Source organism: Candidatus Neomarinimicrobiota bacterium (assembly GCA_018651745.1).
Lineage (GTDB): Bacteria > Fidelibacterota > Marinisomatia > Marinisomatales > TCS55 > JAAZYX01.
The window spans coordinates 1-15,909 of the sequence record JABIDL010000030.1 but is presented as its reverse complement, the minus strand read 5'-3'; the positions used below and the strand labels follow the sequence as shown (position 1 = coordinate 15,909).

General features: G+C 41.4%; 15 protein-coding genes. All 15 read right to left on the bottom strand.

The annotated features are described in order from the left end of the window. Window positions 1-49 precede the first annotated feature (49 nt). The gene (locus HOD97_05745) at window positions 50-919 is read right to left on the bottom strand and encodes an oxidoreductase (protein MBT4281096.1); all 870 of its coding nucleotides are present in this window, start codon (window positions 917-919) and stop codon (window positions 50-52) included. Between the two features lie 120 nt (window positions 920-1,039). Next, window positions 1,040-2,005 carry a prolyl aminopeptidase gene (gene pip, locus HOD97_05740; GenBank protein ID MBT4281095.1) on the bottom strand — a complete coding sequence of 322 codons (966 nt, stop codon included), beginning with the start codon at window positions 2,003-2,005 and terminating at the stop codon, window positions 1,040-1,042. A gap of 4 nt (window positions 2,006-2,009) precedes the next feature. Continuing rightward, window positions 2,010-2,519: an NAD(P)H-dependent oxidoreductase gene (locus tag HOD97_05735; protein MBT4281094.1), complete on the bottom strand. Its 510-nt coding sequence runs from the start codon at window positions 2,517-2,519 to the stop codon at window positions 2,010-2,012. Between the two features lie 8 nt (window positions 2,520-2,527). Beyond that, entirely contained in the window at window positions 2,528-3,070 is a 543-nt protein-coding gene (locus tag HOD97_05730) for a hypothetical protein (protein MBT4281093.1), read from the bottom strand. Next, window positions 3,058-4,599 (bottom strand): YifB family Mg chelatase-like AAA ATPase, encoded by a 1,542-nt coding sequence (locus tag HOD97_05725; GenBank protein MBT4281092.1) that lies wholly within the window; start codon window positions 4,597-4,599, stop codon window positions 3,058-3,060. The genes HOD97_05730 and HOD97_05725 overlap by 13 nt, the downstream gene beginning before the upstream one ends. A gap of 191 nt (window positions 4,600-4,790) precedes the next feature. After that, complete coding sequence (locus HOD97_05720) at window positions 4,791-5,234, bottom strand: hypothetical protein (protein MBT4281091.1); 444 nt, start codon at window positions 5,232-5,234, stop codon at window positions 4,791-4,793. Further along, window positions 5,231-6,316, bottom strand: coding sequence for a flavodoxin-dependent (E)-4-hydroxy-3-methylbut-2-enyl-diphosphate synthase (ispG, locus tag HOD97_05715; GenBank protein MBT4281090.1), 1,086 nt, complete (start codon window positions 6,314-6,316; stop codon window positions 5,231-5,233). The genes HOD97_05720 and ispG overlap by 4 nt, the downstream gene beginning before the upstream one ends. A gap of 38 nt (window positions 6,317-6,354) precedes the next feature. Beyond that, window positions 6,355-7,467, bottom strand: a complete 1,113-nt coding sequence (locus HOD97_05710) for a hypothetical protein (protein MBT4281089.1) — start codon at window positions 7,465-7,467, stop codon at window positions 6,355-6,357. A gap of 44 nt (window positions 7,468-7,511) precedes the next feature. Further along, on the bottom strand, window positions 7,512-9,113 hold the full coding sequence (locus tag HOD97_05705; GenBank protein ID MBT4281088.1) for a tetratricopeptide repeat protein: 1,602 nt from the start codon (window positions 9,111-9,113) through the stop codon (window positions 7,512-7,514). A gap of 75 nt (window positions 9,114-9,188) precedes the next feature. Next, window positions 9,189-10,355: an exo-alpha-sialidase gene (locus HOD97_05700; protein ID MBT4281087.1), complete on the bottom strand. Its 1,167-nt coding sequence runs from the start codon at window positions 10,353-10,355 to the stop codon at window positions 9,189-9,191. Between the two features lie 36 nt (window positions 10,356-10,391). Next, complete coding sequence (locus tag HOD97_05695; protein ID MBT4281086.1) at window positions 10,392-10,727, bottom strand: heavy-metal-associated domain-containing protein; 336 nt, start codon at window positions 10,725-10,727, stop codon at window positions 10,392-10,394. Window positions 10,728-10,755: 28 nt separating this feature from the next. Further along, a complete protein-coding gene (locus HOD97_05690; protein ID MBT4281085.1) occupies window positions 10,756-11,595 on the bottom strand; it encodes a hypothetical protein in 840 nt (279 codons plus the stop codon). Window positions 11,596-11,741: 146 nt separating this feature from the next. After that, complete coding sequence (locus HOD97_05685) at window positions 11,742-12,275, bottom strand: metal-dependent hydrolase (GenBank protein MBT4281084.1); 534 nt, start codon at window positions 12,273-12,275, stop codon at window positions 11,742-11,744. A gap of 59 nt (window positions 12,276-12,334) precedes the next feature. Beyond that, complete coding sequence (locus HOD97_05680; GenBank protein MBT4281083.1) at window positions 12,335-12,985, bottom strand: cation transporter; 651 nt, start codon at window positions 12,983-12,985, stop codon at window positions 12,335-12,337. A gap of 433 nt (window positions 12,986-13,418) precedes the next feature. Continuing rightward, the gene (locus HOD97_05675; GenBank protein MBT4281082.1) at window positions 13,419-15,872 is read right to left on the bottom strand and encodes a tandem-95 repeat protein; all 2,454 of its coding nucleotides are present in this window, start codon (window positions 15,870-15,872) and stop codon (window positions 13,419-13,421) included. Window positions 15,873-15,909 lie beyond the last annotated feature (37 nt).

Here is a 15,909-nt window from a genome sequence, read left to right as displayed (position 1 = left end):
TCCAAAAATAGTTAAAAGATTAAGACAATGAAATAATTAAAACTTCCGTTTAACCGTAGGATTCCTTTGTAATGCTTTTTTTATCTACCCCCAGATCTTCCAACAATCCCAAGGCAGATTCCATAAATCTAGGCGGTGGGGTAGTTCCATTCTTTTTGGCTAACAATTTATCCCATTTAGACAAAGCCGGACCGCAAACATACAGCATCGGGTTATCAAGCTCTTCAATCGTTTTTTCTATTAAATCTCTCGTAATCCTACCTTTTTGTAAGGTTGCGCCATTTTTCAGGAAAGTGTCTTCACGGGTTATGGTAAATACTATTTCTAGGTTTTCAGGAAATTGTCTCTGCAAATCAAGTAATCCTTCGCCAAAAATAGTGTCTGCCCACGTTTTATTACTATAAATGAGGCGGTGTTTCATATCGGGATGGTTACGAAGACAATACTTCAAAATACTCCAGTTTGGGACGATTCCACTACCGGCACAAATATGCAGAATACTCTCAGGAACCCCATCCTTCGGGAGTGTATACGGACCGGCAAATCCGGTGATTTTCATTTTGGTTCCCCGGACAGTGCGGTAGGCCAAGATCGGGGATAAAAGTGGAGGATATTTAGTGACATCGGTAACATAACGTTCTTCCTTGACTGTGATCGCAAGGTGATGTTCATCCGGTGAACTTGCCATAGAATACGCCCGAGGAGGTTCTCTTCTACCCTTTTGATCCTCAAGATATGCAGTCCACCGTTCGAGTGCTGGAAACTGGTGGGGTTCAATTGTTAGAAAATGCCCCGGCGCGTAATCAAGATGGTCATTGCCGGTAAAAAAGATTATCGTTGAAGTATCGGGAGTCTCACGAATTACATCCGCAACCATGACTTCAAGGGTTTTAGTTTTCTTTCGGGATTGGCCAGCCATGGTTACAATTTAGTTAAAAAACTCAGCAACGCAAAACAGTGGATTGAATTCACGGAAATAACGCCAATCTGTTGATCAAAGCATACGTTCATAATCCATTTTATCAAGATTCTGACATTTTTACAAAGTAGCAAACTTCTCCGTTGCTTCTATCAATTTTGAGCGAATTCCCGGTTCAGACATGGAATGACCGGCATCCTGAACAATATGAAAGTCTGCTTCGGGCCAGGCTTTGTGCAACTCCCAAGCAGAAGTTGCTGGACATACAACATCATACCGCCCTTGAATGATTACGGCCGGTATGTGCCGAATTTTATTGATGTCCCGCAGGAGCTGGTCTTCCGGGTTAAACCATCCTCCATTCACAAAATAATGGCATTCTATGCGCGCGAAGGCTTCCGCAAATTTGTCCTTTCCGAACCGTTCAACCAAATTTGAGTCTGCATACAGTTTGCTGGTTGCGCCTTCCCAAATTGACCAGGCTTTGGCAGCTTCCAATCGAGTCATCCTGTCTTTAGAGGTCAAGCGTTTATAAAAAGCATGCAGAAAATCATCTCGATCCTCTTCAAGGATAGGTTTTACATAATGCTCGAAAGCGTCCGGATAAATTTCACTAGCGCCTTCCTGATAGAACCATTGCAGTTCCTTTTTTCTGAGCATAAATATACCTCTCAGGATTAACCCTATCACACGATCGGGATACGTTTCTGCATAGGCTAGAGAAAGGGTGCTTCCCCAACTTCCACCGAAAACTACCCAGTTCTTTATTCCCAAATATTCGCGGACTTTCTCAATATCTTCTACAAGTTCCCAGGTAGTATTTTCTTCGAGTTCGGCAAACGGCAAACTCTTTCCGCAGCCGCGCTGGTCTATTAGAATCAGTCGCCATTTCTCGGGGTCGAAATACTGGCGATAGATTGGTTCAATTCCGCCTCCGGGCCCACCATGTAGGAAGAGAGCCGGTTTACCATTCGGATTCCCAGACTCTTCTACATGAATTGAATGCAGACTAGAAACATCTAACATAAATCCATTATACGGATCAATGGGTGGGAAAACGTCTTTTAATGTTAAATCTTTTTCCATCTCATTATCTTCTTGTATTTTTTAATTCAGCTGATAATTCTTTAATTCTGTTCTTCAAATTTTCGTCAGATATGGCGCCATCTGTAAATGCGAATTTTGTAGTGTAAACAAAGCGTGGAATTATGTGGCACCTGAAATCCAGCATCAAACTGTTTAAAAATGGCATCGGACTCATATAACTACCCTGTCCACCGGCCGAACATACAAGTCCAACAGTTTTATTTTCCCATGCTTTTCCTGTAAGTTCGACCAGATTTTTCAAAACAGCATTCACATCGTAATTATAAACAGGCGATGCACATAAAATCGCACGAGCTGACTGTATTTTTTCCTTTACTTCCTTTACTTTCGGATGATTGTAACATGAGTCTCCATCGCAAAAAGGAAGATCGTAATTACGCATATCAATAAATTCAGCTTCCGCATTATTTTCCTCAAGTCTAATCTTGACCTGTTGAGCCATGACCCTGCTCAGGCTGTTGGGATTCAAACTTGAACTGATAATGAGTATCATATTTTTCTTTAATTTTTCCAGTAGGTATCTACCCATCCATAAAAATTATTCAATTTGTTTCGATCTCGGTTTTCTTTATCCTGTTTCCAATTGGATGGATTGGATCGAATGTATTCTGTAATTCTCTCGAATGCAGTTTCGTTCCGAATGATGTGTTCATAATAATTTCTTTGCCAAACCTTTGTAGGGGCGCGATATATCTCGCCCCTACGTTTGTTTATTTCCCTTGTTACTGCTGCTTTATATTTGCCAACAATATCACCTAATACCGGATTTTTGAATTGAGTTGAATTCAATCCTACCATTCCATGCACATGATTTGGCATCACTACAAAATCAAACAGATTTACAGACGTATAATGCTTTTCGATTCCCTCCCAGCAACGGTAAGCAATATTCCCGATTAGATTTAATTTCATGTTTCCATTCGTTATTTCACCAAAAATACATTCCCGTATCTGAGAGCAAATTGTGACAAAATAAATACCTGATTGAGAATAATCATAATCAGCTAATCGAATATGTTTTCTTTTTCCTTTCATTGAAGCCATAACTTACGATCCAGGCTACGATATTGAATTGCTTCGCTCACATGTTGAGAACTGATTTCTTTTAAAGATTCTAAATCTGCAATCGTCCGTGATACTTTTAAAATCCGATCGTACGCTCGAGCTGATAGGCCCAATTTTTCCATGGCTGTCTTCAGCAAATCAGATGCTTCTTTGTCAATTTTACAATAATCAGCAATATTTTTGGATTCCATTTGTGCATTGCAAAAAATGGAATCTCTTCCTTCAAACCTTGTTAATTGAACATTGCGGGTATTCTGCACTCTTTTTTGCACAAATTTGGATGCTTCCCCACTTTCCTTCTCGGATAATTCATCAAATGAGATTGACGGGACTTCGATGTGAATATCAATTCGATCCATGAGTGGACCTGAAATTCGACTCATATATTTTTGAATCAATTGCGGATTACAGGTGCATTCATTTTTCGGATCTGTCGCATAACCACAAGGACATGGATTCATAGCCGCCACCAACATAAAATTGGATGGGTAACTTAGCGACATTGTTGCGCGCGCGATGGTAACAGAACCATCCTCCAGCGGTTGACGCATGACCTCCAAAACATTTTTCTTGAACTCCGGAAGTTCATCTAAAAACAATACACCGTTGTGCGCAAGACTGACTTCACCCGGTTTCGGAACCGTTCCGCCGCCAATCAGTCCTGCATCCGAAATAGTATGATGCGGCGAACGGTACGGACGTGTAGCAATCAGCCCCTTTCCATCTGGAAGCAATCCGGCAACGGAATGAATTTTGGTAGTCTGTAGTGCTTCTTCCAATACGAGGTCCGGAAGAATGGTCGGAAGACGTTTTGCCAGCATCGTCTTCCCGCTTCCGGGAGGACCGATCATAATGGCGTTATGCCCTCCGGCTGCTGCCACTTCAATTGCACGCTTTACATGTTCCTGACCTTTCACATCGGCAAAATCCAAATCATAATTTTTTTGTTCATTAAAGAGTTTCTGTCTATCTACTTTGATAGGATCCATGGACATTTTTCCATTTAGCAGAGCCGCCACTTCTGCCAGTGAATCCACACCGGCTACTTTTATACCGTCCACAATTCCGGCTTCTTGCGCATTTTCGTTTGGAAGAATGATTCCCTTAATTCCTTTTTTGGCAGCGTTAATGGCGATCGGGAGCGCTCCCTTGATTGGTCTGAGCGAGCCATCCAAAGCAAGTTCACCCAACAAAAGCAAATTGTTGAGAAAATTTTGTTTTACCGCACCGGTGGCTGCAAGGATTCCAACGGCAATCGGAAGATCAAATGCAGATCCTTCTTTGCGAATATCCGCCGGAGCAAGGTTGATTGTAATATGTTTATATGGTAAAATAAAATCGCTGTTGCGAATCGCAGCTGTGACTCGTTCTTTGCTTTCCTTTACGGCACCTTCCGGGAGGCCAACGGTTATAAATTTGGGTAACTGAGCACCGGAAAGGTTTGCCTCAACCTCAACAATGTAGGCATCAATCCCAAGGACAGCGCTACTAAGAACTTTGGAAACCATTTAATTACAGGTAATAATTCCTTTGAAAGCAAGATAAGGAATCAGCAAATATAAAATTGAATCTCGAATAAGATAAAATGTGCAAAAGGCAAAAAAAACCACCCAACCCTTTTTCTTGAAAAGAAGTCTATATCCGCCTTCCTGCCGAATGAAATTCCATTCCTTGAGGAAACGCGGCCGGTAAAATGACATCAGTCGTTATCCGGTTTTATTGTATCAAATTTCATATTTTCGTACTTATCCCAAAGGGTCTCTCCTGATGCTTTTTGAAACCGAAAAGCAAAGGACATCGCTTCATAGAATGGACGATTTATATATTCTTCATGGCTGTAATATTCGTCAATCCAAGTTACAAATCGACTGATTTCCTCCTCTTCGAGTTTGTCAAAAATGCCATAAATTAATTCTGCACGGTTCTCGTAATACCAGGTTGTTATTTCATCGTAGCCACGTTTTTTGATCAAGTCCTGGTGCGTTTCATACACCTGCGTGAGGTACGAAAATAAATACAGTTCCTTTTCGCCCGGTGTCAGTGTTTTCCAGTAAGCCACTGCCGGGGAAATGGTATTCGGATTTGCTTCATCCTGAGGGAATGCAAACGATGTGATGAATAATAATGAGAGTAATATTTTCATGATTCGTCTCCTTTTGTAGATACCTCTTTTTCGTAATCAGAAATTAGCTCTTCCAATTTTCCCATTGCCGCATCTTCGCTAACCTTTCCAATGTTTTCGCCCTTATAATACAAATGCCCGGCGCCTTTCCCAAAGGCAATTCCGAGATCTGTATGTTCCGCCTCACCGGGGCCATTCACCGCGCAACCCATCAGCGCGATTGACATCGGCGTTTTCACATTTTTCAACCGCTCTTCCATGTCACCGGCGATCTTGAACAGGTCCACTTCCAAACGTCCGCAGGTTGGGCAGGCAACAACCGTTACGCCTTTGGTTGCGAGCCCAAGCGATTTCAAAATCTCGTAACCGCAGTGCACTTCTTCCACCGGATCGTCCGTAAGGCTCACCCGGATCGTGTCTCCGATGCCTTCCTTTAAGAGTGTTCCGAGGCCAACAGCGGATTTGATGCTGCCTGCCTTGGTCGGCCCTGCTTCGGTAACGCCGAGATGCGTGGGAAAATCAAATTCTTCGGCGAACAGGCGGTAGGAATCAATCATGAGATTTACGTCCGATGCTTTTAGGGAAACAATAATCTCCTCAAAATCGTGCTCTTTACAAATGTTAATGTGCCGGCGTGCACTTTCCACCATCGCCTCCGCGGTTGGAAATCCGTATTTTTTTATTAAATCCCGTTCCAAACTTCCGGCATTTACGCCGATGCGGATTGGTAGGTTCGCGCCTTTCACTTTTTCCAGCACTTCCTTCACGCGCGCCTTTCCGCCGATATTTCCGGGATTGATGCGGATCTTATCAGCGCCTGCATCCACGGCTTCGAGCGCCATGCGATAATTGAAATGAATGTCTGCCACCAACGGAACCGTCATGTGTTTTTTGATTTCCGGTAGCGCCTTGGCTGCTTTTTCATCGGGAACTGTGATACGGATAATTTGGCAGTCCGCTTCTTCCAAGCGTTCCACTTCCTTTAGCGTCGCCTTGATGTCATGCGTTTTGGTAGTGGTCATGGATTGCACCGGAATTGCCGCGCCGCCTCCGATTGCAACATCGCCAACCATTACTTTTCGTGTTTCATGCCGTTCAATCATAGACTACAAATTTACCGGTGAGGAAACACAACATCCAATCACTTCGGTAGAGAAAATGGTTTTTTAAGAAACTCTTTTGCATCACGCATTGCTTGCGACATGTTATCCAATTCTTTGCATCGCCGGTAGGATAACACCGCTTCATTTCGCTCTCCTTTTAAGTCGAGTAATTTTCCATTCAATAAAAACGCTTCGCCCAGAATGATATCCAATTCCGCTCCGTAAGAGGAAATGGTTTGTTTCACATAGCGCATTGAGACTTCCTGATTCTCGGAATAGAAATGATACAGTGCCCATTCGAATTGAAGATATCCATAAAACCATTTTTGCTGAATTTCCGTTAGACTTCCAATCGAATTATCCAAAATTAGCAGCGATTTTTTAGCATCTTCCAATTTCCCATTGCGAGTTAAACTTTCGGTTAACAAAATTCGGTAATAAAAATTTTGCGGATATGTTTCCACCAGTTTTCGGCTGAAATTTTCAGCCTCGTCCGGATTTCTGTCAGACCATAAATAGATAAAAGAAAGAATCGCACTTGCTTCAGTCCATGACCAAGAACCTGCTTCGACCGCCTTACGAATTTTCAAGAGTCCAACTTCGCGTGAGGCATCCAGCCCAAACAATCCGGCGGCAAACTGAATCAGTCCATTGCTCATGCCGGCATAATATTCCACAATACCGATTGGGAGATTGGCGTCAACAAGGGAGGAATCTTTCTCCGCCACATCTTGAATGATGCGGAAGCCTTTGTAAGCATTTGAAAGCGTTTTGACCCATTCCTTTTTCCCAAGATTTACCCTTGCCTTTAAGCCCAGAGCAGAACCATAGTAAAGACGATATTCCTGATTGTCCGGATTATCCTTTATCAGATCTTTATAGATAAACAACGCTTCATTTAAGTCATGCTCTAATACGGTATAGGAAACTTCAACACTACTATGCGCCTGCGCCAGCACCCATCTTGCAGCAGGCAAAATAAGAAAAATTCCGGGATGATCAGGATGTTCAAAACTTACATCAGTTAATATCGATACAGCTTGATCATATTCATAATTATAAAAAGCTCGAACGCCTTCATGGACTTTATCATCGGCAGGATGTGATGAGAAAAGAATAGAAAACGAAACCAAACATAAGATGGGTTTCATTCTCATAGAATTAAGAAAGGGAATATTACGAAATAAACGAGTGCTCAAGAACCAGCTTGATGTGCAATGAACAACCAACCCTTTGCTTCATTGTCATCCGGGCTTAATTCCAGACTGCGATTCCATGCAGCTTTTGCTAGTTGAGTTTCTTGCATTTTCCAATAGGTTACACCCATGCCAAGGTATGCATTTGAATCGGCTGGTTTTAGTTCGATCACTTCCTGAAAAGCGGCCAGCGATTCTTTATACATTCCTCGCTCCCGATACGTTTTCCCCAAGGTTCGCATCGCACCCGAAAGCCAAGATCTCGTGTTAGAATTAATGCTCATTGCTTTTTCAAATGCCGAGCGTCCTTGTGCCGATTTTCCGATTCGGTTGTATTCCACTGCCAATACATAATATGCTTGGGGCAACAACATGCGGACCAACGGATGCTGTGGATCATAATGCAAAAGATCTTCCCAAGCATTGGCGGCTCTTCCCCATTCGGATGCGTTGTAATAACTGAGCCCTTGCATGTATCGGGCATCAACATTATACGGATCGAGATAGACTACATCACTATAACCCAATGCAGAATACACATATTTTCCTTGGTTGTAGTACAAGTTCGCAAGTGCCATATGGGATTCCTTATTTTTTGGATCCATGTGGATTGCTTTTTGGTAAGACGCTTTAGATTGATCAATTTCGCCAAGATCTTCATATCCCTTGCCTTGCAGAAATATAAATCCACTGTGGTTAGGATGCTCTTCAGAAGCAGATTTTGCCAACATAATTGCCTTTTGGGCTTCTCCCGAGTTCAATTTATTTTGGATGGATGTCATTTGCTGAGCCGGACCATCCGGGTTTTTTACTGCAGATCGAGATAATACTTCATTGCTCATATTTTTTTCACGGGGCGAACCTAAAAAAGATGCCATCGCATTTAACGTTTGATAATGATCAGGTTGGAGATCTAAGGCTTCTTCGAATGAATGCTGTGCCTTCCCAATAGCGCCAACTTTAGCATAAAGGGAACCTAAAAAGTAATGATAATCCGAATTCTGGGGTTCTTTAGTCAAAAGCCGGAAATACACATCTTTTGCCTTTTCGAATTCCTGAACCGATTCATAATGCAAACCGAGTTGTCTTTGAAGGCGGATATTTTGAGGTGCATTATCTGCTGCTTTTTCATAGTCCGTTGTCGTAAATGCTTCCCTCGAATCCAGCCTAACAAGGCGCTTTTGATCCGGCTCTTTAAGATAAGACGTTGCTCGGGATAATTGATCTGAACTGACATTCAGTGCCTCAGTAATGGTGTATAACTCATCGGCAAATTCTGTCACATTCATCTTAGGTGGACGTGACCGGTCTGCCACGGTTGATTTTGAACTACTCGATTTTTTGGTTTTACGTTTTGCTTTATTCTTTTTTGTGGGTCTTTTTTTACGTTTCTTTTTAGCCTTTCCTCGCTTCTTTTTTTTAGAGGATTTCTTTTTCTTCTTAGATGATTTTTTCTTAGAAGGTTTTTTTCGGCTTTTTTTCTTTTTCTTCTTATTGGATTCTTGGGCAGAAACCGGTGTAGTTAAAACCGGTAAAACGCCTCCGATGAAAATGGTTGCGGTTAAGATTCGGATGAGCCAGACTGTGATGAGTTGCTTCATAATATGAAAATGAATTTACACAATCATCAAATTAGAAAAAGGGGTTTTTAAATGGAAAAATTAGAATTGAATAGATCAAAATTTTGAAACCGGAACCCATTTCGATTCCACTTTCCCGGATTCGCCGCTGCTCGTCCATGCCAAGAAAATCTTTCTTCCGATACGAGTAATCACCGGGTAACCGCTGGCCCTACCGGCGTCAATTTCTGCTGCAATAAACGGTTTCCCTAACCGCCCATCAATGGATATTGTCCTAAAAATAATGTGTGTATTGTCTTCCCCGTATTCCATCCAGCTTGCCAGAACCTTTCGTCCGTCTAGCCAAATGAGGTCGGTCCTGCCAATCGGCATTCCGCTGTCTAATCTTACAGGATCATTAAAGGATTCCCCCAAATCTTTGGATAAAGAAAACAGAACTTGTGGTGTTTCATTGGGTGACGTGAACCATATAGCTGCAATATTTTTACTGTTAGCCGCAAGCTTCGGTCCGTTCACCGGGCAACCGGAAATTTTCCAATTATCATTGTGAAGTGGCTCGGGTTCTGTCCAAGATGATTCGGTTAATCTTACCACATTTATGTTGCGGATTTCAGTTTCGGAACGATCTCTGTATGCCACCAATACACCATCTTCGGTATTAACCGCCGATGTCGGGCAGCATTCACAAACTTTATCATCCAGCATTATTTCGGGTCCAAGATTCCCATCCAGATCCAGAGTGGTTGTGAACAAATTCATAGCTCCGTAATCTCCTCCGCCATGTCCATCGGACATATTCCGGCCATCCAGCCAAGCCAACGCAAGGCCACCTTTGGAATTGGTGAAGAACGAAACGAAACCATGTTCGCCGGATTTCTTATCGCGGTGCGGCGTCACAGAGGTTGTCCATGTTTTTCCGCGGTCGAATGACTGCGAAACTTTCACATCATAATCATACGGACCGGTTCCGCTCTTTTGGGGCCAGTGTGCGGCAAACCGATTATCATTTAAATAATAAATTGAGGGGAAATCTGCCCAGTTTATAAAATAGTTCTCGCCCATAGTAATTGTAACCGGATTAGTCCAATAGTTTCCGTCAAATTCAGACATTTTTAGGCTGAATTTTTTTCCTACCGGTTCAAACCAACAAAGGGTAAATCCGCGATCAGTTTCGGTGATATTGGGGTAGCGGCTACCAACGCCAACAGGTGGATCCGTAAAGCGTCCTGCAAATAAAAAAGTAAACAAAAACGGGATTAGCATAAAGCGTCAACCCCGATTCATTGTTCTTAAAATGGTTTACTCCTTGCCAGGGACTTTACAGCACATTGCAAGTTCGGAATATGCTTTTGGGTCGGCTTTGGTATCGTTGGCATTGTAACCAACAGCTGCTATCGCATTTTCAATTGCTGCCAAATCAACAACTCCTGCCTGATACACAACTTTCCCAACTTTCTTTTCTTCATCGATTTTGATACTTACTACACCTTTGACATCAGATAAAGCATTCTCGATTGTAGATGTGCACATTCCGCATTGAATTGTGCTAAGTGCCACATCTGCTGTTTTATTTTCTCCGCCACATGCTGCAATAATCATTGCTGCTCCGGCGATTAGAATGAGTGATTTTTTCATGTTGTTTCCTTTCATTATATTCATGGTTTTAGTCCTCAAATTTAAACAGATTAATTGTTTTTCTAATACTTAAGGATCCTCCCCAAACATCCGTTCTATTTGATACATCTTTTTCTTCTTGGCCTGCCACACTTGCATTAAAATATATCGGTACACGAGCCGATCCAGTTAATAGATATCCGTTCTTCGAAAAGGTTAAGCCTCCGCCAATTTGCAGTACACTTCCCCCTGAATTCGGTGCTTCTTCTCCATCCCAAATATCTGGGTTTCGATACTGACCCAGCATATGTAAAAATGGAATCCCACTCCAAAAAGATTGGGTGTGAAAATAAACCAGAATCGCACCGGATAATTGGATTCCCGCTTTGAAACCGTATTGATTCGTTTCTAACGGTATTTCCACTTTCAAAACGCCTCCCGGAAAAATGGATCCTTCTGATCGCCTGAAATATTGGAATTCTGTATGCGCTTTAACCACGCCTTCGCTCAAATCAAAATGTGTGTGTGTCTCTCCGGATTCCCCAAGTTTAAATGGATTTTCAGTCAATGAATTCTTTGAAGGAATAACTAATCCGCCTCCAATAAAAACCCGCTGACCGGGGCCAAATGTTGTATTTTCTATCAAATAGCGAAGCGTAATTCTCGTATCACCGATGCCCATTTTGTTTTCATCGCGGTGATGAATATTCGCGTCAGGATAAAAATCCATGGATCTGTTTCCCGTCATAACATCCACACTCAGGTTCCAGTTATCAGAAATCCCATAGGTTGCATTTACTTCTGCCAAGCTTGATTTCAGATTCCCTTCGTGGTCTCCACCGGATTCTATTAACTCACTATGCCACCACTCGATATTTTGAACCATCATATTCGCCCCCACGATAAGATCACCTTTATCTAATCCAACACCAGAATTGGCCGTCCCGACCGGGAGGCTTGGATTCGTTCAGAGAGGTCATTGACCCCACAACAAAGTTGACAAAAATATCGGTGTCAGAATTTGCAGAATAGATTTCATACTCGATTTCCCTGTAATTTATTTTTCCCAAATAAGATTAAGGCAAGTCCATTCATGCCAATTTCAAACCAAAGCAATACTTTGTTCTCAATGTAAAACGAAAAATACGGATCGCGAATCATATCCCAAACCGGGATTTGTCCTTTTTCGGGCTGAACAGAATAAACATCAAAATTGGTCATATTAAACGGATATAACCACTGAATCCCAACCGTTCGCGCCGTAATCCAATCTGTGAAAAGATGCAGCATCGCACCCAGAACAATTCCAAGAGAAACGGGTTTCATCCAGCGGATGTTTGAAATCGACCCCAAGCCCGTCATTCCTATAAAAAGGAATATCCAAAAAATGGGTGTATGAAGAAACGAATGATGCCCCGCCACGGTATTTGACCAAATTCCATCCACATCCGGAAGGATGGAAGAAAAGAGTAAAACCGACAAAAACGGACCATCTGTCCAAGTGGGATTTTTGCAGCTCAAAGCGTTCCCCAAAATGTATCCTGATGCAATATGTGACGGAAGAAACATGGCTTAATATAATGCCCAACAGAGATAGACCTGACTAATTTCTATATTCTCTGGTTTAGTCACATTGGTTTTGAAGATTGTTCACAATCACTGCATTCTCCTTTACCATCTGCTTTTTCAAGAGATTCTTTTCCCTCTCGAAATGCAAACCCTGCAATAATTAGAGAGCCCACAGCATCAATGCTTCCGATTCCAAATAATTCATAGCCCAAACTGGAAACCAATAAAACAAAGGACAATTGCATACAAGCTTTGGTGCAATTCGCATCGGCAATGATGGCATCCGATTGCAGTGCTTTGCCCACTTTTAATTTTTCCCGGATGAGCCACCACATCCCACCAAGAGACAAGCCAGCTATGATAACTCCCCAAAATGTAGTTTGGGGTTGAGCACCAGTTATCAAATTATATATTGATGAAATTATTAATCCTGCGGATAATATATAAAATGCCGATCCGGTGATTTTGAGAGCCGTTTTCTCAAAATGTCCTTGATGTTCATCTTCACTCTTCCGGATCCGCAAAACCATGTGCCATATTCCAATACCGGAAATCACTTCCACAAAAGAATCTAAACCAAATCCGAACAGTGCCAATGTTTCATCCTCTAAACCGAAATAGATAGCCGCAATCCCTTCAAAAATGTTATAAAAAACGGTAACAGCTGCCAGAAAGATGGCGAACTTTAAGTAATATTCTTTTGACTTCATGTGATTATTTCCCAATGTCCATTTTTCATAAATAAGTATTTCACCATTTAGCGTTTTACTATATGCTGTTTCACCTATTGGTGAAATATTGAAGGAAACTTGAAAAAAACTTTCAAAATAATTCTTCCGAATCTATTTGTTGAAATTTAACTCCTATATCTATCGTTTTAGAAGATTAAAAGATTTAGTCAAAAAATATTGATAAGCTAAAAATAATCTAAATTACTAGACTCTTCCTGCTTTAGGATGGATGTTGATAATATCACCTCACTTACCCAATCTATTGGGCTAAAGCCCACGCTACGTTGTTTTGATTATTCATTTACCATAAAGTTTGAAATTCTTGTTAACACCTTCCACACATTTCCCTGAAGAACCAATAAAAAAAGGGACAGCCAAAAGCCATCCCTTTTCGTATTGATTGTTCTTAAACTTATTTCATGAAAACCAATTTCTTCACTGCATGAAATCCACCTGCATTGATCCGGTAGATATACATACCGCTGGCAAGCGGTTTCCCGTGATCATTGGTTCCATTCCATTGTATTGAATGAAAACCTGCATTCATTTCATAATTGACCAATGTTTTTACTTTTTGTCCCAAAAGATCATAAATAACCATTGTGACCATTGAGTTCTCTGGTACATCAAAACGAATATTCGTTACAGGATTGAATGGGTTTGGATAGTTTTGATGTAAGGCAAAAACGTCAGGCATCAACTCGTCATCTATAGATAAACTGCTTACATCAATGGTCAATGTAAGTGGACCGTTACCAGCAGGCGTACTTATTTGAGCATCATCAGCCGTTACATTCCATTCTAATTCTGCTGTTGTCGATTCCATTGCAAAGAGTTTATCATATAACTCTTGGTATGACATGAGGGAAAAATTCGTATCAGCTAAAGATGAATCCATTTGTTCAGTATAGGTCCCCACTGTCAAAGTCGCCGTAAAATGATAAGTAATCGAATCACCATCCACATCTTCTGCACCTTCCCATTCCAAATCAAGTGAGCCGGTAGAAAGTTCAGATTCAGTAATAGTAATGACGGCATCTGTTTCCACTAAATCAAAACTGCTCGGAGCATCGTTAACAGCATTAACTGTTAATGTAAATGATGTTGTATCTAATAAAGCGCCATCACTTACAGATACCGTAACATTGGCTGTTCCATTCCAATTAACTGCAGGTGTTAAAGTAAGTGTATCATTGCTGACCGTTGCAGTAACTGCCGTTGTATCCGATGTAGCAGAATACGTTAATGTATCTCCATCAGCATCTGTTGCAGAAAGAACATGTACACTTGCCATTTCTTCATCCGTACTTGCATCTGATATCGCGGCAAGAGACGGTGCATCATTGAGATTCTCAATGGTTAGATTTAATGTATCCGTTGCAAACTCACCCGACGAATCTGTGGCTGTAATAACAATGTCTACATTACCGAAAAAATCTTCCGTCGGATATACGATTAAAGATGTGGAATCAGTTCTGCTTGAGAATCTTCCTTGTCCAACAGGATTGTTGATTGATACAATATCCATAAGAGCTGATTTATCTTCAGCCTGACCCAATGTAAACACTTTCGCCTGTGCATTCTTTTTTACAGATCGTTTTATGGTCATGATCTTTGCAGAGCCATAATGTGCAAATCGCCCCATGGGTGGCATACCATCATCACTCAATGATAAGGAATCCAAACCAGTTCCTAAAGCAGTAGCATTAAAAGAAAGATCATCATCTAGATCAACATCATTAAAATGGGCTTCCAATGCTGTTATTATTACAGCACCAAAATCATCTTCATCTATGGTAACATCCGGAACAGGTGTACTTACAAACGGGGCATCATTCACTGCATTCACCGTTAATGTAAATGATGTTGTATCTAAGAAAGCGCCATCACTTACAGTAACCATAACATCAGCTATTCCATTCCAGTTCACCGCAGGTGTCAATGTCAGTGTATCATTACTGACCGTTGCAGTCACTGCCGACGTATCTGATGATGCAGAATAGGTTAATGCATCTCCATCTGCATCTGTAGCAGAAAGAACACGTACACTGGCTGTTTCTTCATCCGTACTTGCATCTGCTAGTGCAGCAAGAGACGGTGCAACATTTACCACTTCAAACTCTTCTCCATCTTCAGGTTCTAAATCATCACCATTCAGTCCCCACTTATTAGCCAAATAATTTTCGACTCTTTCTCTGTTTGTGTTTGTGAGATACTCGGAAAAAACAATCAACTCCAACATTTCTCCGTTAAAAAATTCACCTGTACCCATTCTCGCTCCGATGTAAAAGTCGTTTGTAGAACTGGGGATTGATTGATTGTGATTATTCGTAAATGTTGATGTTCCGTCGATCCATTGATCTAAGGCATCATTCGCATCGTGATATCTAAAAAGGCCAATTCTTGCTTGCCCATCAAACGGATATGTGTCTGAAGAGCCATCTTGCTCACGATTATTAATGTACATATTTATTTTAGCAGCCCCATGCCATTGGTACTCCCAAACTGAATAATTTCTACCCATGATGTTTTTATATCCGCTCACTGATGATTTAACGACTGAAATAAACGTGTATTCTGAAAAAGCTTCTTCCATGGTGGCGTTATCTACACCAAGCATATCGTTTCCATCAAATTGTAAAGAGTAGTTATTTCCTTCTGCTACAACCACAGGACGTTTGTCTGATTCGGATTGCGTTACATGGATGTTGTTTTCACTCTTATCTACCCATGTTTCAATCTCATCACCTACACTTACGCTTCCTGTGCCATGTGGATCGTTACCGTCATACCATGCAACCAAGGTTCCAAGTGATTCTAACCTAAATGAATCATACGTTCTGTTATCTAAATATGCAATGGTCATGATTATCGTATTTGAACTATCTTGAGCAGAGATAGTA